Raw genomic sequence first — 22698 nt, forward strand, 5'->3', positions numbered from 1 at the left:
TTACAATGACGATCGCCCCAATGGTATTCTCACTCACATTTTCAGGCGGGCGCCTATAGTAACGTATGTCCCGATGATGTCATACGCCGACCGGATCGTCGGATAGGCAAGGCCCGGGCTGGTGCTCGTGGGAATGATCGGCGGCTTGCGGTTGAACAGGTTGTTGACAGTCCCGAACAACTCTACCCCTCCGAACTTGCTCGGCACTCGGGCGACCGCGCTGATATCGGTATAAGCCACCGCGCCGATCGAGTTGTCTTGATAGACGAGGATATTCGAACGCTTCAGGCTACCGATAATGCGCTCCTGCACCGAAAGCGTGAACGGGCCGGTCTCATATGTGACATTGACGTTTCCGCGCCACTTCGGCTGAATGATCGGGTTGCCATCCGTCATGTCCGCGTTCCCCAGGAAATTGAAGACTGCCTGGCCGGGCGCATTCTGTTGCTTGGACGACAGGAGCCGCGTCGCCAGGCTCTCGATCGTCAGCTTTCCCGAGCCGACCGGCAGCTGATATCGCAGTTCGAAATCGATGCCGCTGGTTTTGAAGTTCCGCAGGTTCTGATTGTTGATAAGGACTGCCGTTGGTCCATTGTTCGGATCTGGATTGGCCGCTCCCAATGGTCGGATGATCTGGTCGCAGACCGGCGAACTGTAATTGCTGGCCGCGCAAATATCCATGACTTGCTGGCCTGTGAATGGCGCGCCGATCGCCTTGTCGATGTTGATGTTGAAATAGTCGATCGAGAGGTTGAAGCCCCGAATGAAGGATGGCTTGAAGATGACACCGGCGGTGAGCGTGTTGGCGATCTCGGGCTTGAGGTTCGGGTTGCCGCCGCTAACTGACTGCGTGCTGACATTTAGCCCGGTCAGCTTGTCGAGAACGCCCAATCGGGTGATAGTTTGTCCGGCAAACAACTCATACAGCGTGGGTGCGCGGATGTCGCGCGAACGGGTGAGCCGGAACCGAATGCCGTCTATCGGATCATAGAGTGCACCGGCCTTCCACGTAACGACGGTGCCGCTCGTACTGTAATCAGTCACGCGTCCAGCCCCGTTGATCGACAGTGAGCCGACTGCTGAATCCTTGAGGATAGGCACGTTAAGTTCGCCAAACGCTTCCTTGATGTTGTACGAACCTGCCCCGATCCCATTATTGAGCACGAAGTATCGGTTCATCGCCGAAGCGGCGACGCCCCGCAGCCCGGTGAAGGTCGTTGCGATAGCCGGGTTGGCGTTGCTCGTTTGAACCAGGCTCTGCTTGCGGTATTCGCCCCCGAGTGCGAACGAGATAGGTCCGGCCCATCCAGAAAACAGATCGCCCGATATCAGCGCCTGAAAACTGTCCATCTTGTTGCGCACCCGCCACTGGGAATAGCTCTCGATATAGGCCAGTGCCTGGGGCGTGACATTGCCGACGCCCATGATATTGATCGGAACACAGCCTGGATAGAGCCCCGGATTGGTCAGGCTCACATTGCAGACAATATTGTTTGTCGCGGGATCGCGCACGGCATCCAGCGCCGCGAAGAAGTTCTGGTTCAGCGTGTCAAGCGAACTGCTCAGAAACTTCGTATCGCCGTGGACATAGCCGACGTTCCACGAAAGGTTGCGCAGCTTGCCCTGAATACCGGCCGTGACGAGAAGGCTCTTGCTGTCCTGCGTGATGTTGTTTGGGGGAAGATCGTTGAACGTCCGGGTGATGTTGAAGCTGGCGGCATTTCCCAGCAGGGCCAACGTCGCAGGCGTCAGGTAGGCGTTGTTGCGGAAGATGGTGCTCGGTACACGAACGCGCGAACCGGGCTGGTCGTAGTTGCTTGCGGTATTGTAGCCGATTGAGGCAAACACGCTCAGCGAGGGGGTGAGATCGTATTCCCCCCGCCCGAAGAGCTGGTTCGTTGTCACCGACGGCGTGATATCACGGCCCTGTTGCGCTTGCAGAAGGCCGTCGCCGCCGATCTGAAGATTAACGCGGCCCGCAGGCAGACCGGTGTTATAAGCTACCAGATCGCTATTGGGCGCAAACTGCTTGCCGACGAAGCCCGCTGGCCCCGACTGGGTAAAGCCCCCTTCCGCGCTCACCGCCCGGGCGCCCGAAATGTAGCGAAACGGATCGGCGGTCGTTCCGCTCCCCACGGGCACCCAGCCATCGGCGATAATGGGAAGGCTGGTTTTTGCGATCCGGTCGATATGATAGCGCTCGGCGCTGGCTATGATATGAAGTCGATCGTCGAGCAGCGATGTTCCCGCAGCTACACCAACACGGTAGGATCCAGCGTAGCCGCCGGAGGCGACACCTCGCTGTATCTGGGCCTTCACGCCCTTGAACCGCTTGTTGAGGATGAAGTTGACGACACCGGAGACGGCGTCCGATCCGTAAGCGGCGGAGCCGCCGCCAGTAACGATGTCGACCCGTTCTACAAGCAACTGTGGAATGAGATTAGCGTCGACGCCGCCGTTGTTACCTGACGGCGGAAGCCGCTGGCCGTCCTGGAGAACAAGCACACGCTGCGTGCCAAGAGCGCGCAAGTTGAGATAGTTTCCGGACCGCTGAACGTTCGGATTGGCGGTGGGCAACTGGTTTTGATTGATCGAGTTCTGGAACGCGGGAAGCTGATTGAGCGCATCTGCTATCGTCCCGGGCGCTCGCTGGATCAACTGCTCCGTCTGCAAGACCGTTACCGGGCTCGGCGCTTCGAAACCCTTGCTGGCGATCCGTGATCCCGTCACCACGATCTCGTCAATGAGCGGTGGCTCGTCCGCGGATGCCGGCTGCACAGTGTTCTGTCCCCAGGCGGGCGCTGTAAGCATTATCGCGAGTGCGCTCGCACCTTGAGAGAAAGCTCTTCCCTTCATTATCCATCTCCTCCGTTGCATTTTTTGTCGCGCCGATTCCATCTGCGGTCAGCGTCGATTAATTAAGTGTAACAATTATTATTATTAAGTAAATCGTGCGGCGGTCTTTTTATGGTGGAGCGGCCCGCCCATTGTAAAAATGGCATTAGGCAGCTTGCGCTGAAAAGACCCAATTTCTGCCGTTTATTGGGCGGTGTGGGCCGATAGACGTGGCCGAATGTTCAGCATGGCGAAACCTGAGTGCGGCATCCTCAGCTATTTCGTCTCCCTCAAAACAGGTTGGTCTCGACAGGAGACCTTCGACGTGTAAATACGTCGAAATGAAATCGTTTTCAAGAATAACCTGCGGGCTTTATGCAGCGGATATCGATGGGCGCCGAAAAGTGCGAGATTTCCAACGATGAAATTGTTATCATCAATGTCGAGTGAGGATAGTCCGTCCGCACCCTCCGCCAGGGCGGTAAGGGTTGTGGCATGAGCGACGCGTCGATTCGAATCGCGCTAGTCGGTGGCGGCGTCGGGTCGTTCATCGGCGGCATTCACCGTATGGCTGCGCAGTTGGACGGCCGCTTCGCGCTGGTTGCAGGCGTATTTGGCAGGGATCCCGCAAAGTCGCGCGTGCGCGGGCGAGAATGGGGGGTGCCAATCGACCGGATCTATGCCGATCACAGCGAACTCATCATCGGAGAGGCCCAGCGACAGGACGGCGTTGCGTGCATAGTCATAGCGACGCCCAATGAATCGCATTTCGCGATCGCATCGGATGCTCTCCGCGCCGGGCTCCACGTGATCTGCGACAAGCCGATGACCGCGACGCTCGAACAGGCTGAACTGCTCGTGCCGATCGTCGCGGCATCCCGCGGCATCTACGCGCTGACGTTTACATACACAGGCTATGCCATGGTTCGCGAGGCTCGTGCCCGCATTGCCGCGGGGGATATCGGCGAAGTTCGCAAGATCGTGGTCGATTATCCACAGGGTTGGCTATCGAACGGCGCCGGGGATGCGCAAATCTGGCGGCTTGACCCAGCGCGCGCGGGCCTTGGCGGCTGCGCCGGAGATATTGGCGTCCATGCCTTCCAGTTGGCGGAGTATGTTTCGGGCCAGCGCGTGACCGAGCTAAACGCGATGCTGTCTTCGATGGTTGCCGGACGCCGGCTCGACGATGACTGCAATGTGTTGATGCGCCTGACAAATGGCGGAGTTGCCGTGCTAACCGCCTCGCAGATTGCGACGGGAGAACGCAATGGCTTGTCGATCCGGGTCCATGGCGCGAGCGGCACCTTGGCCTGGCGGCATGAGGACCCCGCGGTGTTGCGGATCGATCGTGGCAACGGGCGCTCGGAATTGCTTCATGCCGGTGCTCCCGATTCATGTCCGGCGGCCAAGCGAGCGACTCGCCTGCCGATGGGCCACCCCGAAGGGTTCATTGAGGCGATGGCGACGATTTACCGGGACGTAGCTGATGCGCTTTTAGGCACAGCGCCGTCGCTTATCGACGGCGAGGTGCCTGGGGTAACAGACGGTCTGCGTTCCATGCGCTTCATCGATCGGGCGATCGTGTCCAATCGCCATGGGCGCTGGACAAGCATGGAGGAGAGGCCATGAAGACCATAAAAGGGCCTGCAGTCTTCCTAGCCCAATTCATAAAGGACGAACCGCCGTTCGACACACTCGACAATCTCGCCTGCTGGGCGAGCGGACTGGGGTACAGCGGCGTCCAGATACCCTGCGATCCCAGGTTGATCGATCTCGCTACGGCGGCGCAAAGCAGCGATTACTGCGATGATCTTCGCGCCCGTCTGGCGGATGCCGGCGTCGAGCTTTCAGAGCTTTCATCTCACCTGCAAGGACAGCTCGTTGCGGTACACCCTGCTTACGATATCTTGTTTGATGGCTTTGCGCCGCCGCAGTATCGCGGCGATCCTGCGGCACGTCTCAGTTGGGCGACCGATCAACTCAAGCTGGCCGCGAAGGCGAGCGCCAATCTGGGCCTGTCTGCACATGCGACCTTTTCGGGAGCGCTTGCCTGGCCTTACGTCTATCCTTGGCCACAGCGACCCGCAGGCTTGATCGACGAAGCCTTTCGCGAACTGGCTCGTCGCTGGACGCCCATCCTCGACGCATTCGGGGAAGCCGGCATTGAATGCGCGTTCGAGGTGCATCCCGGCGAAGACGTTCACGATGGCGCCAGCTGGGAACGGTTCCTGGATGCAGTCGGCGAACACCCCGCCGCACGCATCCTGTTCGATCCGTCGCATTTCGTGCTGCAGCAGCTCGACTATCTCGACTTCATCGATCGCTATCACGATCGGATCGCTTGCTTCCACGTCAAAGACGCCGAGTTCCGCCCAAACGGCCGTAGCGGTGTCTATGGGGGGTATCAGGATTGGTCGGACAGAGCGGGCAGGTTTCGGTCGCTAGGAGATGGTCAGGTCGACTTCGGCGCGATCTTCTCGAAAATGGCACAATATGACTTCGCTGGATGGGCAGTGCTGGAGTGGGAATGCGCATTCAAACATCCCGAGGACAGTGCACTCGAAGGAGCGGAATTTATCCGTCGGCACATTATTCGGGTGACTTCGACCGCTTTCGACGATTTCGCCGCGGCAGGCGGCGATGACCTGAAAAACCGAAGAATATTAGGGCTGTAAGGCCTGAGCAGTAAGCGACGGAGGGCGTGGCATGCAGGGATGGAGACATGGGATGAGCAAGCGCACCATGATGAAAGGCATTGCCGCGGTGGCTGTCGCCGCTGGGCTTGGTCGTGCCGCCGCCGCGACCGAGACACCTTTCTTCGAAGCGCATGGCCTTCCGATTGGAATCCAGCTTTACCCGTTGCGGACGGACCTGCGTGCGGACTTTGCCGGTACCCTGCGTAAGGTTGCCAGGATTGGCTATCGTCTCGTCGAGACATCCAGCCTTTACGGCCATTCGGCGGCGGACTGCCGCACGGCACTGGACGCTGCCGGCCTTGCCTGTCGCTCTATGCATGCCATGCCACAACCGCTCGGGCCAGGTGCGAACCTGACGACCAGCTTTGACCAGGTTGTGGCCGACGCCCATACGATTGGTGCCACGGACGTCGTCATGCCGCTGTTCCTGATTCCGGAGCGGCTATTGTCCAACCCCGGGGGCAAGCCGTCCGATTTCATCCCTGCCGCCGGTGAGGCGCTTATAGCAGACGATTACGCGCGCATGGCGGATTTCCTCAACGAGAAGGGTGAGGCTCTGCGCAAGCAAGGGTTGCAGTTGAGCTATCACAATCACAACGTGGAATTCGCCCCGCAAGGTACTGAATTCGGACTAGAAATACTCCTGCGAAAGACCGATACTAAATTCGTGCAATTCGAGCTCGATGTCGGTTGGGCCTATGCGTCGCGGATGGATGTCTTCGCGCTGCTCGATGCGCACCCTGGCCGCATCACGAAATTCCACGTCAAGGACATCAAGCCGACGACGCCGCTTAATTTCGCGATCGTGCAGGACCCTGCCGACCTCGGAAAGGGCATTGTCGACTGGAAGCGCCTGTTACCGGCTGCATATGCGGCCGGAACGCGTGGCTTTTACGTCGAACAGGAAGATCCGTTCACTCGTCCGCCGATCGAAGTCATGGCCGACAACTATCGTTATCTGGCCGAATTGAGAACGGCGGGCTGAAGCACCGACAAAACCACGTCACCAAGACCGGCGCGAACAGCTGGCTTGTGGGAGAGAATTCGATGATCGAGAGAATTGGCGTCGGCTTTGTCGGAGCGGGTGGCGTAGTGCAGGCGATCCACCTGCCAACCCTCGCGCGCCTGCAGGATCGCTTCCGAACCGTGGCGGTGTGGGACGTGCAGCCGCCGCTGGCGCAAGCTGTGGCCGAAATTGCTGGCGCGAAGGCCCATTCAAGCCTCGATGCGCTGTTGGCCGATCCCGCCGTCGATGTCGTCGCGGTCTGCACGCCTCCTCCGTTCCACGCCGATCAAGTCATCGCGGCGATGCGCGCCGGCAAGCGCGCGATTCTCTGCGAGAAACCGTTGGCCGCAACAGTGGCGGAAGCCGAGTGCATTGCCGTTGTCGCCGCCGAGACCGGTGTACCGCTGGTGGTGGGATCGATGCACATCTACGATCCTGCCTTGCGGAGCGCCGGGTCGGCTCTGGCCAAGCTCGCGGCGGAAGCCCACACCATCCGGTCGAGCATGACGCTGCCGTCAAATTCCCACATCGAACAATGGGTATTCGAAGCCGTGCCGAGGCCGGTCGATGCGCCGCCGCGCTCGGCTCCCTCGGGCGACCGCCGTATCTGGATGGTCCGCGACGGCATCATGGAACTGGCAATCCACGATTTGCCTATCGTCCGCATGTTCGTACCGGAAGGCGAGCAAGCAAACGTGACCGACGTCGCGACCTTCGGACCCATTGGATATGCGATTACCTTGCGCGCGGGCGATCGCCTGATCGAACTCTTCGCGCATATGGGGAAACACTGGCAGCCGCGCTGGACCTTCGAGGCGATGTCCGAAACGATGGTCCTGCAGATCGAGTTTACCCCATCCTTCGTCCACGCCGGCTCCGGTGTCACGACGATTTCCCGCGATGGTCGCAGCATCGTTCATCATCCGCAGATGCACAACGGCTACGAAGGCGAATGGCTTGCGATCGCTGCTACGCTCGCAGGAAAGCAGGGCAAAATCGCCACCGCCGATACGCTGGTCGCCGACGTGAAATTCGCGATCGACATTGCGTGTCAGTCCTGCGCCTTGGTCGAAGGCAGAATTGCGGCATGACGCAGGGGCTCGCGGTTGCGGCACATCCCCTGATGAGGGATCTGACCGGGGGGCTGGTCGCCTCGCTTGCCCAGTCTCTGTGGCTGGCGGACGATTATGCAAAAGCCGATCTCCTCGTCCTTCCAGGTCGTTCAGGCTGGTGCGGACTGGCAACAGAAGCGATTGAGAGCGGGATTCGGCGCATCATGGTCATCGATCCCGGCCCCGAAAACATAACGCCGATCGGCGACCTGGCCCTTCGGGTTCGGTCACACGATGCGATGCTGGTGCTGAGTGAGAGCTTCGCCGACAATCCGGGCGTGGCGCCGTTTCACGCCGCGCTCGATGGACCAATGACGTTCCTTTCGCTGACCGCCTATGCGGCGTGCAGCGTGGAAGATCGCGCGGCCCGCTTCGAGCAATTGCGGTTGGCGCGGGCGTTGGGCATCAGCGAAATCGCCTTCACCGATGCCCAGACGGGCCGAGGCAGCACAATGGCGCTGGGTACCGGATTGCGCGCCCGCAAGGACGTCATGCTTCGCATGACAGCGCTGGCCACGAGCGGGTTGAGCGCTCGTCACTGCGTTAGTGCCTTTGCTGACGATATTCTGGCGTCGCTGATAATATATCCGGCCGACTGCGCCCGGCCCAGCGAGGGAAGTGTCACAACGCCGGCGCACCGCCTGCATTTGCCCACGATCTTCGAAACCCCGCACCGGGCAACTCTGCGCCGGCTCCTGGCGGGAAAGGAGGCATCCCGATCGCTTGCTGATTTCGAAGCGGATGTCCGGCTCCTCGATGCGCTGGAAGGGAGATTGTTCGATCGGATGGAAAAGGCATGGTGATTGCGACTGCAAGCGATGCCCCCGAAATCGCCGGTTCGGCAGGCGCGAAGCCGTCCGATATGCGACCGCCGGTCAGTACCAGCTTCATGCTCTCCTACATGTTCGCGCAGTATGCGGCCTGGATGGCCTTGATGACGCCCGCCGCCGTCACGCTCGCTTTCAAGGTCAGCAGCATTGCCGGGCCGCAAGGCAAGGGCATGGGCCTTGGCCGGATCATGGCATTCGGCGCATTCGTCGCGCTCGTGGCAGCGCCGATCTGGGGGGCTCTGTCGGATCGGACCTCAACCCGGGTGGGCCGACGAAAGCCTTGGATCCTGGCCGGATCGGCGCTGCTCCTGTGCGGCCTCATGGTAGTCGCCACGGCTGCGACGCTGCTGCAGGTCGGGATTGGCTGGCTGATATGCCAGTGTGGGTCCAACGCCGCGCAGGCTTCGCTCAATGCGGTAATCGCCGACGTCGTGCCTGATCGTCAGCGTGGTCGTATGTCGGCCATGCTCGGCATCTCGGGACCACTGGCAATGGCGACCGGTGCGTTCATCACGCAATTCACCGTGGGCAACGATATCGCGATGTTCCTGGTGCCCTGGCTCCCCGGCGCGATCGCCATTCCGCTCCTGTTCTGCCTGTTGAAGGAACCTCCCATGGCGGTTCGCAAGACGACATTCCAGCTTCGCGCGCTGCCGCAGCTGTTCTGGATCAACCCGCTGCGACATCCGGACTTCGCCTGGGTGTTTCTCAGCCGCTTTCTGATCTTCCTCGCCGCTTCGTCGAGCCATACCTACAAGGTCTATTTCCTGACTGACCGCATCGGAATCGCGCCTGCAGAAGTCGCGGGGTACGTCTTCCTGATCACCTCGATCGGCGCGGGATTGACCGTGGTGCTGACGCCGCTCAGCGGTTGGCTGTCGGACCGTACCGGAAGAGTGAAACCCTTTGTGTTCCTGCCCGCGCTCATCATGTCGCTGGGCCTGGCGATCATCAGCATGTCCAATGCGTTGGCCCCATTCATCGTCGGCATGATCATGGTCGGGATAGGCGCTGGCGTCTTCGCGGCGGTGGATCTCGCGCTTTGCGTGGCGGTACTGCCAGACCGTTCAGATGCAGCCAAGGACATGGGTGTGATCCAGGTCGCCAACAGCTTACCCCAATCGCTGGCGCCGGCGCTGGCACCACTGTTCCTTTCCATCGGTGGAGGCGGGAATAACTACTCGGCAGTCTATCTGGCGGCGACGGTGTTCGGCATCATCGGCGCCTTGGCTATACTTCCGGTGCGAAAGACCCGTTGAGCGCCGAGGCGCCGTCCTTCCCCCGTAAAGGCACAGGGCCGACGCTTCGCCGCACAACCAGCTTGTGGGGAAGCGTAACGAACCGCAATTCCGACTGCTTTTGAGCGATGATATCGAGGAGGAGCTCCGCGGCAAGGGTGCCAATGGAGTGCATCGGCTGGCGAGTGGTGGTGAGCGCCGGGTAGACATAGCGCGCGATGTCGATGTCGTCGAAGCCCATGACGGAAACGTCTTCCGGGCAGCGTAGCTTCAACGCCCGCAGGGCAGCGAGAGCGCCGATCGCCATCTCGTCGGAAAAGCAGAACACCGCCGTCGGTTGGACCGAATCGGCCAGTTCGAGGGTCAGGCGATAGCCCGATTCGATCGAAAAATTGTCCGACAGCACGGTGATGCGGGCATCGCTCTTTTGGGCGATGGCATCCATGGCGCCTTTGAGTCGGTCGCGGCTCAGCGGGCTCTCCAGATAGCCGGTGATCACGCCGATATTGCGATGACCCAGGTCGTACAATGCCTCCATCGCCGTTTTCGCGGCAAGCTGGTTATCGATGTGCACGCTCGACACGCCGAGTGAGGGACTGAATTCACAAGCGTTGACGATCGGGGCCTTCGGGCCATCGCGCGATACGGTATCGCGCACCGCATCGGGGAGGCGATGACCGAGGAAGATCAGGCCATCGGCCTCGCGGCTACCGAGCATCGATGCATAGCGTTCCTCGCGGGCTCGATCTCCGCAAGTGTCGCCAAGCAGCACCGAATAACCGTTCTTCTGCGCGCATTCTTCTATGCCCCGAACGATGTTCGAAAAGAACGGATTGGCGATATTCGGTACGCTGACGACGATTTTGCCGGTGCGTGTGGTGCGCAAACTGGCGGCGGTGGGATTCGGCTTGTAGCCGAGTGCGTCGATTACTTCCTGGACTCTCAGCCGCGTTTTTTCCGCGACAAGTTCCGGTCGCAAAAGAACGCGGGAAATGGTTGCAGGGGAAACCTTCGCTGCACGCGCTACCTCAAGAATTGTCGCCATTGCGCCAGGTTAGACCAAAAGAAAATCGCTGGGAAGTAGCGCCCGTGGTCAACCAGGGCGCGCTCCTTCCGGCAGGAGCCGTATGCGGATGCTGCGCCAGCGACAACGCGCACCCACCCCCCATCGGCTCTCGCCCATCATCGGGTCGTTGTCATGTACTTCGAAAGCGATGTGGCCGCGCACTCCCAGGAACGCCAAGACCGCGTCGGGATCATAGTTGGGGGATGTCATCGTCGCCGTGTCCAGTTCGGCGACCTTCAACCCGTTTACCCAGGTCGTGATGGTCGGCAAGTCGCCTACCACCTTGATGCGGAACTCGTTCCAATCACCCCATCGCCAGACACGGAGAAAGTCGTTCACGTCGCAGGCATGGTTCAGACGATCGATCTTGTCCTGCGTGACGGGCCACGGCGAAGTTTCGGGGGTATCGGCGATGAGGCCGATAACTTGTCCGGAGCCGTCGCATTTCGACCGAAGGGCGAACGGGGCGGCCGAAAAGGATGCAAGACCGTTCCCGAAGAACCCGCCGATGCTGCCATGCTCACGATGATCGATCAGAATCTGGAAGCCAGTCCAATCCAGAGGGCGCCGACGCACCATGACGCCGGTATCCGCCGGCCAATCGGGTCGCGCCTCGAACGTCAATTCGAAATCACCGAAAGTTTCGTCGCTTACCAGGTATCCCCCATAGCCGTTACCGGGCTCGCTTTGCTGGCCAACGATATGGCCGTCTTCCACATGCCAGGCTGCCGGATGCAGTTCCGGCTCGACCGGACGCGGGAGGCCCAGCCTGTCCAAAATGGTCAGCGCGCTCGGTCCGCCCGGATACAAGGCGCCGTAAGTGCGGGGCTCGGTATGCCAGCCGTGAAGGGTTTCGCCATCGAACAGCGTGCGCCAACCAGCATCATTGCGATCGTCTTCAGCCATGGGCGATCCGTTCTACGCAATGCATCAGCGAGCTGAGATCGAGCCAAGCGGACTGGTCGCTCCGCCCTGCGTCATCGTGTCGTGGGCATGGCTCCGCTGCCGGCAGATCTGCTCCCCTCGAAGCGTCGGACCTGCGGCGGGATTTGCCGGGGTAACGACGAGGCGCAGTCAAAGCTTTCCCTCCTTCAGGAATTCTGCGGCATAGTGGGCCGCGCGCGCGGATAGGGCCATGTAGGTCAATGATGGGTTCTGGCATCCGCTGGAGGCCATGGCTGCACCATCGGTAATGAACAGGTTGGGCACGTCGTGAGCCTGGTTGAATCCGTTCAGCACCGATCGGGTGGGGTCCTTGCCCATACAGGCAGTGCCCATCTCGTGAATGCCGAGGCCGGGTATCCCAGGTTCGCTTTTGACAGTCATAACCGTGCCGCCCGAAGCTTCGATCATCGCTTTGCCATCCTCGACGATCTGGCTCGCCATCTTGCGCTCGTTGGGTCCCAGCGAGCATTCGACATGGACGATCGGCATGCCCCACTGGTCCTTGTCGGTCGTGTGCAGCGTCACCCGATTTTCCGGATTGGGCAGCATTTCGCCAAAACCCGCAAGCACAGTCGTCCAGGGGCCGAGCCGGCGAGTGCGCGCTTTCAATTCGGCTCCGATACCGGGGCTGCCAAGCGCGCTGCTGCGCCAGTTCTCCCGCGAGACGGCGCCTTGGTAACAATATCCGCGCAGGAATTCGGCTGGCTCGCTTACGTTGCGAAAACGAGGGATGTACAGCCCCGTGGGTCGGCGCCCGTGGTAATAGGTGTTGGGGCCATTCGGCAGGGTGCCTTTTACAACAAGCGCATAGACGTGATCCATCAAATTGCGGCCGACCAGGTCCGACGAATTGGCCATGCCGCGCGGGAAAGCCTCCGATTTCGAATTCAGCAATATCTGCGCAGTGCCAATGGTCGAAGCGCAGCCAAATATCAGCCTGGCCTCATATATCCGGCCGACCCTGGTATGGGCATCGATAACCCGCACCCCGATTGCCCGCCCTGTCCGGGGATCATGAATAATCGAATGAACGATTGCGTCTGTCACGATCGTGAGGTTGCCAGTACGTTCAGCCGCCGGAAGCGATGAGCTAAGGCTCGAGTGATAGGCGCCAAAGGTACAACCCCGGTCACAAAGCGACCGGGTTTGGCACGTGCCGCGGCCCAGCTCCTCGTGGTGCGGCTGCGCCTCGGAGAGGTTTGCACAGCGCCCCGGAATAATCTTGCGGCCGGGAAATTTTTGCTCGACCACGCCTTTCAGTTGCAGCTCGGCGTCATTCAGACCGAACGGCGGCAGGAAAACGCCGTCAGGCAATTGCGGCAATCCCTCCTTCGATCCCGAAACGCCGATGAAGCGTTCGACATGATCGTACCAGGGGGCCAGATCCTCGTAGCGGATGGGCCAGTCGGAACCGTGGCCATCCTTTGCATTTGCCTCGAAGTCCATCGGGCTTAGACGATAGGACTGCCGCCCCCACATGATCGAGCGTCCGCCAAGATGATTGCCGCGGATCCAGGCAAAGGGCTTGTCCGCCGGCGTGGTGTAAGGGTGTTCGCTATCCTTGACCCAATATTGTTTGGTCGCAGCATTGACCGCATAGCACTGGCGCTGGACGGCATAGTCCCGCGCCAGCTCATCCTCGGGAATCATGCCGGCATTGGGCAGATCCCATGGTTGCATCCAGTCGGTATATTCGGCGCCGTGCTCCAGCTTGCGGCCTCGCTCGATCACCAGTGTCTTGAGGTTGCGTTCACACAATTCCTTGGCGGCGATGCCACCGCTCATGCCAGAGCCGATCACGATTGCATCAAACATGATTGCGTTTTCGCTCAGTTGGGGCCGCCCGCGGGGCGGGTTGTGGCGGTGACGGGTATCGATGGTTTCCATTGGCCGGGCACGTGCACATAGCTCAGCTCCTGGGTCAGCGCGGGTTCGGATAGATAATAGAGGGTGACGATCAACTCCTTGAGCCTTTTATAGCCCGGATCGGAGGCCGTCCGACCGGCGTGCCGTGCCGGTTCGAGGGTCGAAGCATCGTAGGCCGATAGCAATAAGGTGCGGACCGCCGGCGGCAGATCGACGAAGCCTGCGCTGTGGTCTTGGCGCGCCGCTCCATCGATCTTCGCCAGGGACTGGCTAAGCTCGTAGCGATGCTGCGGCGAAGCCCAGTTCGCGAGGAGCGAGTCGAAGCTTGCGGGCACACCCGCCTCAATCGCGCCTGCCGTATCGGTGCGTGGCACGATCGTGTCCGCTACCGCGCCGAGCAGCGCGAAGGTGGAAGCGTCCAGAAAGTGGCTTGCGCCCTTTGTGGCCTGGGCCAGTGCAGTGGCACCGAAGCCGGGTGTTGCCATTGCTCCAGTCAGCAGCATCACGCGCTCAAGCAGCCCACGCCGGTCTATGCCGAGGACTTCGATCATTGGTGGAGCCTCCCGTTCCTACGCTCGATCAGCCGCACCAAGCCGAATATAAAGAACAGGATTGCCGGAATAATCGCGATGGCCTGGAATGATTTTTCCGCGGCGAAGCCCAGGACCCTCCGCAATTCCGGACCGGGCGCAAGGGCGGCGAACGCGTCCCGCCCGCCAGCCGCCTTTAGTTTGGCTCCATCATAGATCTTACCGATTTCCGGCAACACGAAATAGATAGCCATGGCCCCGGCAAAGCCGACGATCCCGATACCCCATGGGCCGCTGCGCGAAAAACGTCGCGCTACGGCGGCCAGCATGGTCGGCCACATGAAGCATACGCCGAACGCCCATAGCGTTGCGGCGACAAGCGCGGTGAACGGTGATGATGCCAGGGAAAGCAAGTAAAGCCCGATTGTGGCCGGAATGGTGGAGAAGCACAGCAAGCCCATGTCCGAAAATCGATGTTCTAACAGGCCGGCGAAATGGCGCATCGCGAACATGATCGCAGAAATATAGACCAGGACGAGAATTCCGGGCATGCCGACGGTCTGGGTAAGTGCAACATCGACCCACGAGCCAGGCGCGAGTTCGGCTGATGCGGTCAGAAACATGATCGTCGGAAATATCCAGAAGCTGAGATGCTTGAACGGTTCGGCCAGCATGGCGGTAAACGACACGCCCATGGCAGCGGTTTCTGTTTGCGGAAAAGTCTGCGTCGCGGCCCAAAGCCCGAGCGCCAAGCCAGGTATTGCGATGATCCCGACCAAGGCCTGCCAGCCGAGGTGGAGCGCGTTGAAAAATAAGAGGCTGGCCAGACCGCCGCCGACAATCCCCGCCGGCCACCAGGCGTGAAGATTGTTGAGGCGCTTGGTCTTGTCGCCGGGATAGAGCGCTGCGATTATCGCATTGACCGACGCTTCCGTGGCCCCCCAGCCCAGGCCGCATACGATCATGCCTGCTGTCAAAAGGCGATAGACCGCGTCCGGTCCGCCCGCAATCGGCGCCACGACAATTAAAGCGGGACCGACGACGTAACAGGCCGAAGCAAACAGGATCACTCGCTTTGCGCCGATTATGTCAATTGCCAAGCTGATGGCCAGCAAGGAAAGCGCGAATCCGAGGAATGAGTTTCCAAGTGCGGCAGCAATCATTTCACCCGAATGTAATGATGCATATGTATCGAGTAATTCTGTCTTGATCGCACCGGAAGCACCGGTTCGGACCGAAAATGATAGAGCGCCGGTGAACAGGGCGAGGGCGCTTATCCAGAAGATTGTGCGTCGATTGTCGTTTTCCTTCTCCATTCACCCTCTCGCTCTTATTTTGATGGGGCAGATTAATGCTCTGCCGATACTGACCGCGACGCCAACACCTTGCGCGAATCAAAAGGCTTTCTCTCCTGAAAGCACGACCGAAAATGTGCCACGCAACATCGGCCGCCTTTATGAAAACGATATCATCAGGCGCGCCGGATGCCTTGTCAAGGGCGATGGATGGCTGCAATTTTGTCGCACTGCGCCGTCCCAGACCGCTCGACGATGCATCGTTTGAAATATTGAATATTTGGCCAAATTGGGAACTACCCAACATTTATGCTCGACTAACTCAGATTCTTGTCGACAATATAAAAATATTGATAATCCAGGCTGAATGTAGATCCTATAAATATCGTAATATTATCCCGGAATTTTCCGAGAAGTATTTATTTCACATTTTATCTACGGTGATTTTGTTGAAATCCGTCTACCGTCTGACGGCAAAATATCTCCCAGCGTTATTGACTTCTCTCAGCTTATTACCACCGCCTCGTGCATCGTGATGGACGGTATCTCGAACTCGAGCCAGCCCCGATCCTTTCGGACAGGAACCTGGCACTCGGCGACAAGCAGCTTCGCCTCCCTGCCGGGCGTATCTATGTCGAGCGCGACGCGGATACGCAGGGGGCCGATCGGAAAGAACTCCTCGATCGGCGGGTGCGTCGTCGCAGGATTCAGGTTCCCGATATGAAGTACGAAACGGCCTGGTTGCTTGTACAGGTTCACGTCCCAGAGCCCTGGGCCTTCCACCGTCACGGGCATCGTGTCCCCAGCCAGCCATCGAACGATATTGGATAGAATTGTTGCGTGATCCGGATTGTTCGTTCGCGCATATTGCCGATCGAGATCGGCGGGCAGAAAAACGACACGTCCCTTACCGGCAGCATCGTTGACGATCAGTGCGGGCACATCTGTACGATCCACCCTCATCCATGCGTCCTCTGGCGTGACGGGCGTCGGCGGTACATAGACCGCGAGCACTTCGGCACCGGGTGCGGCCTGTATGCCGTTGAGATTGCTGCCCAGCATAACGAGGTCAGTCCGGTCGAATCCAGCCAGAACGGGATGCCGTATCGCTCCTGGCATAACGACGGGTTCCCTGGATGTATGCGGGCCTTCCGAATTAGCTCGCATCTCGGGAAATAGGCGGATGTAATTCTGTCGGGCTCGTGCCCAGCAGGAACCTTCATCGCCTGGCGCGCAGTGAACGCGCCGCCGTCCATCCCTGAATCCGGCCTCTGAGCCGGTCCGTTCGTGCGCGCCTCGGGGAGAGCATGAGCCTTGAACAGGTCGGCAAGCGCGAAGTCTTCCAGCGGATCTCCAAAGCGGTCGCGCAAACTGGTCTGTCCGGTGGCTAACAACGCACCGCCATCGGCCACGAACTTCCTGATGCTGGCAACCTGCTGCTGGGTCATAGCGGCAAGGTTCGGAAGGATGAGCACACGCAGGCCATGCGCATCGCGGTCAATATGGTCGGCATGGAGCGCCACGAACGGGATGCGCGCGTGGGTAAGTGCGTCAACCATGCCGCTCCACGGTTCCACCACATTAGGCCCGATGGAGTCGCGCCCAAAATAGAGATTGTTCACCTCGCTCCAGACCACGCCCACTGTCGCGACCGGTTTGCGATCAAACAGATATGGCTCGTTCTTGCGGTGCCAGTCATAGACGGGTCCCACGATGTCGTATCGGCGCTTGTCTTCGTTATAAGCGGAGATCGTGTGCCACCACGGCACCAGTCCGCCGGCGACAGCGGCATGGATATAGGCCTGCGTCTCGACAAGGGGCGCCGAAGCCAGTCGCCCGAAGTAGAGCGACTGCGCCGCAGCAACAGGACGGCTCCAGCCCATAAGGCCGTTGAAGATCTTGCCGGCCGTGCTGTTCTCGGCCAGTGACTCCCCTTCGCTGCGAAATTGGTGATCGAGCATCAGCATCTTGGCACGGTCGGCGATCTTGCGGCTGTCGCGCGCGGCAACTGTTCCCACAAGCTGGCCGATCCACAGGCAGTCCGCCCCGCCGTAGCGGCGGGTCACGGCATTCTGGAAATCCCACATTGCGACCACCTGATCGCTGTTCCACTCTACCCACGTCCGATAGACTTGATCGTTCCAGTCCGCTGACTTCGGTAGCGTCTGACCGGTCTTCTGCCGGAAGAGCGAAGTGCAGGTTGGGCAATAGCAAATCTCGTAATTGGCGCCCCAACCGCTGATGGAGAAGCCGTCCGGCTTGTAATCCGTCGCGATCTCCTTGAGAATTTTCGGCCAGTAATCGTAGATGAATGGGCCATTCATGCAGGGATTGCCCGGACGTCCCTGGCTATCGACACTGGCCCAATCAGGATGCGCAGCCAGCAATGCCTTGTTGTCGTCGCCAATCTTGTAGCGCAGGCGGGCAACCAGTGCGATGCCGTCATCCCGGCAGACCTTGGCGAGATCCCCGAACAAGTCGCGTCCCGCGAGGAATGTGCTGCGCGGAAGGAATGGGACGTTGGTGGGGTAATAAGCGACGACCCCCGCTGCGTTGAGCAGCATGCCCTGCGTGCCGGTGGCTTTCCAGTATCGCCGCCACCAGCCGATATCGAAGTCCCGGGCATCAGGTTCGCTGATGTTGATCTGTCCCCACCGGCGGACACGCTCATACCAAGGCGGCGATACAGTGATCGCCCCTGCACGCTTCGGTAGAGCAACCGTCAACCCAACAGCGGCCACACCAGACGAAACAAGAAATTCACGACGATCGAACCCCATGAGAATTTCCCTTACAAGTGAGTATCAAGATATGGTGCGCGCACGATATACGCCTATTTGATCCACAGCGTCTTGCTGACGGAGCACATCTTGTCCTATTTTATAGGATTGCTGTCTGGGCAACCGATATCAGCTACATCCCGATGGCCAAGGGCTTCGTCTATCTCGTTGCCATCGTTGACCGGTTCAGCCGCAACGTGCTGGCTTGGCGGATGTCGATCACGATGGAGGTCGACTTTTGTGTCGAGGCTCTGGAAGAGGCGCTGGCCCGCGTGCCCGCTCCCGGGCCAATGAAAGTGAAACCTTGGACGTACTGCCCAACCCGAAATCGCGGCGATTGCCGTTCTTCTGGACTCGGCAGACCCAGCTTTTGCTCCCGCTGGGCTGGACGATCAGGAACAGGCCGTCGCCATCGCCGATCCGACCAGGGCGTGTCGCAGCCTTCACAGCGGTTGCGGAGAGCTTTCCCATGGCTCAAATTCTCCCACATTGTTTCCCACATTTCCAATCGGTTGCCGATGGATGCGAGCGGATGCAGCGGGACGCGAATCACATGCAAAGTCCCGGAAATCCGGGACTTTTTCGATTCGCGGTGGATGCGGGGGGATCAGGCCCTGGCGGAGACGGAGGGATTCGAACCCTCGGTACGGATTGCTCCGTACGGCGGTTTAGCAAACCGCTGGTTTCAGCCACTCACCCACGTCTCCGGGAAGGCAGAGCGGGGGCTATAGCGGGGAGTTGGTGGGTGATCAACCGCGTCGGAGCCGGTAATGTGTGAAATTCCGGGCGGCTGTTCATTGCAGCGACAGCATAAAGGGGCTTAGTCAGTTTTCAGGGACCAGGTTGCAGCGGAGAGTGCATATGCGGGGCGGATGGATCTTGAGGGCAGGCTGTGGAATCGCCTTATGCGTTGCGGGGATGGCGCAGGCGCAGGTGCGCACGGTGGATCCCAATCAGGCCTCCGATCTCGCGCCGGTGCCGGCCGGCGAAGCGGCTTATGGCACGAAGGTGAACCCGCCTGCCGCGCCGGCATCGCCCCCCACTGCAGAGCAGGCTCCCGTGCCCCCGTCATCTGCTCCCGCGGCTGCGCCTGCTGTCCCGATGGATACCCGTGCGCAGGCGGCCGATGCGTCGAGGAACGGAACATTTGCGCAGGATGATGTGATGAGCGCCGCCGAGGGCGTCTTCGGCCGGGGTGCCGAGGGGCTCGCCAAGATCATCGAGAAGATCCTGAAAGACCAGGGTCGCCCCAATGCCTATATTGCGGGGCGCGAGGTGAGCGGTGCCGTCGTCGTCGGTCTGCGGTACGGATCGGGCACCCTGTTCCACAAGGTCGAGGGCCAGATGCCGATCTTCTGGACGGGGCCGTCGCTGGGCTTTGACCTTGGTGCGAACGGATCGAAAAGCTTCGTGCTGGTCTATAATCTTTATGATTCCGCCGACATCTTTCATCGCTTTCCCGCGGCGGAAGGCACCGCCTATGTCGTCGGCGGGTTCACGGCCAGCTATTTGCGGCGTGGCGATGTGGTGCTGATCCCGATCCGGCTTGGGGTGGGCTGGCGCCTTGGTGTCAATGTTGGATATATGAATATTACACGTAAATCCAAATGGTTGCCATTCTAAGCTTGCAGTAAACTAGAACGAAAGCCCGATCAACGCGATCTGGCGGCCATAGCCGGGTTCGCCGCGATGGGTGGCCCGGCGGAAACTGAAGAAGCGCTGTTCCTGGGCATAGGTGTCCTGCCCGAGGGCGATGACGGTCGACAGGCCGGCGGCGGCGAGCCGATGGGCGACATAGGCTTCGATATCGAACTGGAAATGGTCGGCGCGCCGCCCGGCGGCGAAGAAGCGCTCATTTGCCGGATCGTCTGATTCGAACCGCCGGGCGAATGCCGCATCCACTTCGTAGCTGGCGCGGGCGATGCACGGGCCGATCGCCGCAACAATCCGGCTGCGATCGGCGCCGAGCGCTTCCATCGCCTTAACGCTGGTGTCGGTGACACCGGACAATGCGCCCTTCCAGCCCGCATGGGCGGCCCCGACGACGCCGGCCTCGCGATCGGCCAGCAGCACGGGCACGCAATCGGCGGTCAGGATGCCGAGCAGTAAACCAGGCCGGTCGGTAACCAGCGCATCGGCATGCGGGCGCGCATCGTCGGCGATGGCATAAGCGACCGTGACGACATCGGGCGAGTGAACCTGATGCACCGTCACCAGATCGAAGCCCGGCGCGACGGCCGCCATCGCGCGACGGCGATTCTCGGCGATCGCGGCGCGATCGTCATCCGACCCTAGGCCTACGTTCAGGCCGGCATGGATGCCCGTCGAAACGCCGCCCTCGCGGCCGAGAAAACCATGGGGCAGGGGGCTCAGCGCGTCGACGCGCAGCGGGGAGAGTGTGGTCATGGCAAAAGCCTTACGGCGATCCGCGACCGGTTAGAAGCCCGCCGGCTCCGGCCATTTCGGAGCAACCATTGCAAGTACCCTGAACAGCGCGCCCATTTCCTCTTCCGAGGTCAGCCGGCGGTGGGCCGAGCCGATTTCCTCGAGCCGATCAGGATAGCGCAGGGCCAGCGCTGCTGCACGCGCCGCAATGCCCATCGTGCCGAGGAAATACCCTTGGGAGACCGGGCCGGCGATCCGCGTGCCTGCGCTCTTGCCGGCCTTGGCCAGCGCGCTGAAATCGACATGGGCGGTAAGATCGTTGGCGCCGGGATTGGCAAAGACATCGGCATAAGCGTGCGCATTCAGCGCCTGCAGGGTATCGCCGGCATTGTAATCCTCATGCCCGTAGTCGATCGCCAGCAGCGCCCCGCCCTGTTTCGCGATGCGCCGGCCGAGGGCGCTCGCTATGGCGAGGCCGGACGGCGAGCTTTCGTAGATGCTGCCAGGCGTCGCATCGTGCAGGTACGCCGGCACCGATGGCTCGGTGGGGGTGTTGCCGGGAATGGGAACGAAGCCATCCATCCCATGCGTGACCATGCGTTCGCGCCACCCCCAGATCGTCTTGATATGCTGGGAATAGGGCAGGGCATCGAAAAATTCGTTGGCGACGATGATCAGCGGCTTGTCGGATGGCAGCGATGCGATGTCGTCATGCCAAATGGCATCAGGGACGTGTTTCGCCTGCAGCGCGCGGAGGACCGGGCTGGTTTCGACGAAATGCACGCCAGGTCGCAACGCCTGCGTGGCCATCGCGCGCAGCGCGTCGCCCGCCAATGTGCCGCGGCCGGGGCCAAGTTCGACATAATCGATGTCGGGCGCGCCCGCTCGCCGCCACAAATCGGCGATCCAGACTCCGATCAGTTCGCCGAACATCTGGCTGACTTCGGGTGAGGTGATGAAATCGCCTTCGCGGCCCAACGGATCGTGCGACGCATAATAGACCTGGTTCGCCGCCGCCATATAGTCGGAAACGGAAATGGGGCCCTGTTCGGTGATCCGGCGGATCAGCCGTTCGGCCAACTCGGTGGGCGTTTCCATCCCTCTCATCGGTATCTGTCAGCCTCTCCAGTCGCCAGTATAGCAGAAACTGGTAAACAGAATCTTAGACTGCCTTGTCGGCCTCCGCCGGCATCGGCCCCAAAGCCCGCTTCGGTGCCGTCAGCACCAGATAGAGGCCGCCGGCGAGCATCGGCAGCGTCAGCGTCTGCCCCATCGTCAGCCCCCAGCTCAGCGTGCCCAGCTGGACATCGGGTTCGCGGAAAAATTCGACGAAGAAGCGGCTCATGCCATAGCCGACCAGGAAGATGCCGACGAGCTTGCCGGGTTGATTGCGGGCGTTCGTCTTCCAGAAGAAGAACGCGAGCAGCAGACCGAGGACGAGGCCTTCGAGCCCGGCCTCGTAAAGCTGGCTCGGATGGCGGGGCAGGTCGCCGGCGTCATGGCTGGGAAAGACGACCGCCCATGGCACGTTGGTCGGGCGGCCCCACAATTCGCCGTTGATGAAGTTGGCGATCCGGCCGAAGAACAGGCCGAATGGCGCGCAGCAGGCCACATAATCGTGGACGCGCAGCCAGTTGAGCTTTTCCTTGCGCGCCAGCAGGATGATTCCTGCGGTTACGCCCAGCGCGCCGCCGTGGAATGACATGCCGCCTTCCCAGAGCTTCAATATATCGATCGGATTGCGCAATATATCGGGCTGATAGAAGAAGACATAGGCCAGCCGGCCGCCGACCAATATGCCCATCGTCGCATAGAAAACGAAATCGTCGGCATGGCGTCGCGCCATCGGCGCATTCGGCTGGGCCAGCAATTTGAGCAGATAGGCGTAGCCGATCAGGATGCCGGCAATATAAGCGAGCGAGTACCAGCGGATCTGTAGCAGGCCGAGATCAAGAGCAATGGGATTGAGTCCCAGATCGGTAAAGTGGAATGCCGAACCGGCATCGGCGAGAACGGGCAGGATCAAGGCGTTTCCCCGGAAAATTCGCGCCCCGCATAGCCGTATATCGAGGGCATCGGAAGGGTGCCTGCGATATTGATCCGAAACGCTGGCT

General features: G+C 60.5%; 19 protein-coding genes, 1 tRNA gene and 1 pseudogene. 8 read left to right on the top strand and 13 right to left on the bottom strand.

Going from position 1 to position 22698, the window contains the following annotated elements:
• Positions 1–33: 33 nt before the first annotated feature.
• Positions 34–2856: a TonB-dependent receptor plug domain-containing protein gene (locus tag BLS13_RS19265; protein ID WP_176943694.1), complete on the bottom strand. Its 2823-nt coding sequence runs from the start codon at positions 2854–2856 to the stop codon at positions 34–36.
• A 474-nt stretch (positions 2857–3330) separates the two neighbouring features.
• Here BLS13_RS19265 and BLS13_RS19270 point away from each other — a divergent pair, with 474 nt between their 5' ends.
• From BLS13_RS19270 to BLS13_RS19295, 6 genes are all read left to right on the top strand, one after another.
• Positions 3331–4464, top strand: a complete 1134-nt coding sequence (locus BLS13_RS19270; RefSeq protein ID WP_093454573.1) for a Gfo/Idh/MocA family protein — start codon at positions 3331–3333, stop codon at positions 4462–4464.
• Positions 4461–5510, top strand: coding sequence for a sugar phosphate isomerase/epimerase family protein (locus tag BLS13_RS19275; RefSeq protein ID WP_093454574.1), 1050 nt, complete (start codon positions 4461–4463; stop codon positions 5508–5510). The genes BLS13_RS19270 and BLS13_RS19275 overlap by 4 nt, the downstream gene beginning before the upstream one ends.
• Positions 5511–5562: 52 nt before the next feature.
• On the top strand, positions 5563–6516 hold the full coding sequence (locus BLS13_RS19280) for a sugar phosphate isomerase/epimerase family protein (RefSeq protein WP_176943695.1): 954 nt from the start codon (positions 5563–5565) through the stop codon (positions 6514–6516).
• A 62-nt stretch (positions 6517–6578) separates the two neighbouring features.
• Entirely contained in the window at positions 6579–7628 is a 1050-nt protein-coding gene (locus BLS13_RS19285) for a Gfo/Idh/MocA family protein (RefSeq protein WP_093454577.1), read from the top strand.
• Positions 7625–8452 (top strand): hypothetical protein, encoded by an 828-nt coding sequence (locus BLS13_RS19290; protein ID WP_093454579.1) that lies wholly within the window; start codon positions 7625–7627, stop codon positions 8450–8452. Before BLS13_RS19285 ends, BLS13_RS19290 begins: the two co-directional genes overlap by 4 nt.
• Positions 8446–9738 (top strand): MFS transporter, encoded by a 1293-nt coding sequence (locus BLS13_RS19295; RefSeq protein WP_093454581.1) that lies wholly within the window; start codon positions 8446–8448, stop codon positions 9736–9738. The genes BLS13_RS19290 and BLS13_RS19295 overlap by 7 nt, the downstream gene beginning before the upstream one ends.
• On the opposite strand, the gene BLS13_RS19300 is transcribed toward BLS13_RS19295, so the two are convergent.
• The 7 genes from BLS13_RS19300 to BLS13_RS19330 all read right to left on the bottom strand — a co-directional run bounded on the left by BLS13_RS19300 (position 9710) and on the right by BLS13_RS19330 (position 18199).
• Complete coding sequence (locus tag BLS13_RS19300; RefSeq protein ID WP_093454583.1) at positions 9710–10762, bottom strand: LacI family DNA-binding transcriptional regulator; 1053 nt, start codon at positions 10760–10762, stop codon at positions 9710–9712. The genes BLS13_RS19295 and BLS13_RS19300 overlap by 29 nt on opposite strands.
• Positions 10763–10810: 48 nt before the next feature.
• On the bottom strand, positions 10811–11689 hold the full coding sequence (locus BLS13_RS19305) for a 3-keto-disaccharide hydrolase (RefSeq protein WP_093454584.1): 879 nt from the start codon (positions 11687–11689) through the stop codon (positions 10811–10813).
• Between the two features lie 168 nt (positions 11690–11857).
• Entirely contained in the window at positions 11858–13615 is a 1758-nt protein-coding gene (locus tag BLS13_RS19310) for a GMC oxidoreductase (protein ID WP_256325986.1), read from the bottom strand.
• Positions 13558–14145 carry a gluconate 2-dehydrogenase subunit 3 family protein gene (locus BLS13_RS19315; RefSeq protein ID WP_093454587.1) on the bottom strand — a complete coding sequence of 196 codons (588 nt, stop codon included), beginning with the start codon at positions 14143–14145 and terminating at the stop codon, positions 13558–13560. Before BLS13_RS19315 ends, BLS13_RS19310 begins: the two co-directional genes overlap by 58 nt.
• Positions 14142–15440, bottom strand: coding sequence for an MFS transporter (locus BLS13_RS19320; RefSeq protein WP_093454589.1), 1299 nt, complete (start codon positions 15438–15440; stop codon positions 14142–14144). Before BLS13_RS19320 ends, BLS13_RS19315 begins: the two co-directional genes overlap by 4 nt.
• A gap of 483 nt (positions 15441–15923) precedes the next feature.
• Positions 15924–16376, bottom strand: coding sequence for a hypothetical protein (locus tag BLS13_RS19325; RefSeq protein WP_093454590.1), 453 nt, complete (start codon positions 16374–16376; stop codon positions 15924–15926).
• Between the two features lie 2 nt (positions 16377–16378).
• The gene (locus tag BLS13_RS19330) at positions 16379–18199 is read right to left on the bottom strand and encodes an alpha-amylase family protein (RefSeq protein WP_093454592.1); all 1821 of its coding nucleotides are present in this window, start codon (positions 18197–18199) and stop codon (positions 16379–16381) included.
• Positions 18200–18312: 113 nt separating this feature from the next.
• On the opposite strand from BLS13_RS19330, the pseudogene BLS13_RS19335 reads away from it, so the two are divergent.
• Positions 18313–18483 (top strand): annotated as a pseudogene (locus tag BLS13_RS19335) (DDE-type integrase/transposase/recombinase); the annotation flags it as partial.
• Here BLS13_RS19335 and BLS13_RS19340 read toward each other — a convergent pair.
• Both BLS13_RS19340 and BLS13_RS19345 read right to left on the bottom strand, forming a co-directional pair.
• Entirely contained in the window at positions 18419–18670 is a 252-nt protein-coding gene (locus tag BLS13_RS19340; protein ID WP_256325987.1) for an Arm DNA-binding domain-containing protein, read from the bottom strand. The pseudogene BLS13_RS19335 and the gene BLS13_RS19340 sit on opposite strands and share 65 nt — an antisense overlap.
• 144 nt (positions 18671–18814) lie before the next feature.
• Positions 18815–18906, bottom strand: a tRNA-Ser gene (locus BLS13_RS19345).
• 154 nt (positions 18907–19060) lie between these two features.
• Between BLS13_RS19345 and BLS13_RS19350 the strand changes: the two genes are divergently transcribed.
• Positions 19061–19822, top strand: a complete 762-nt coding sequence (locus BLS13_RS19350; protein WP_093454593.1) for a DUF1134 domain-containing protein — start codon at positions 19061–19063, stop codon at positions 19820–19822.
• A 12-nt stretch (positions 19823–19834) separates the two neighbouring features.
• Here the strand turns inward: BLS13_RS19350 and pgeF are convergent, their stop codons facing one another.
• The 3 genes from pgeF to lgt form a co-directional block, all read right to left on the bottom strand.
• Positions 19835–20605: a peptidoglycan editing factor PgeF gene (gene pgeF, locus BLS13_RS19355; protein ID WP_093454595.1), complete on the bottom strand. Its 771-nt coding sequence runs from the start codon at positions 20603–20605 to the stop codon at positions 19835–19837.
• Between the two features lie 30 nt (positions 20606–20635).
• On the bottom strand, positions 20636–21682 hold the full coding sequence (locus tag BLS13_RS19360) for a class I SAM-dependent methyltransferase (protein ID WP_093454596.1): 1047 nt from the start codon (positions 21680–21682) through the stop codon (positions 20636–20638).
• A gap of 64 nt (positions 21683–21746) precedes the next feature.
• Complete coding sequence (lgt, locus tag BLS13_RS19365) at positions 21747–22610, bottom strand: prolipoprotein diacylglyceryl transferase (RefSeq protein WP_093454598.1); 864 nt, start codon at positions 22608–22610, stop codon at positions 21747–21749.
• Between the last annotated feature and the right edge of the window lie 88 nt (positions 22611–22698).

Source organism: Sphingomonas sp. YR710 (assembly GCF_900101455.1).
In the GTDB taxonomy this organism is placed as follows: Bacteria; Pseudomonadota; Alphaproteobacteria; order Sphingomonadales; family Sphingomonadaceae; genus Rhizorhabdus.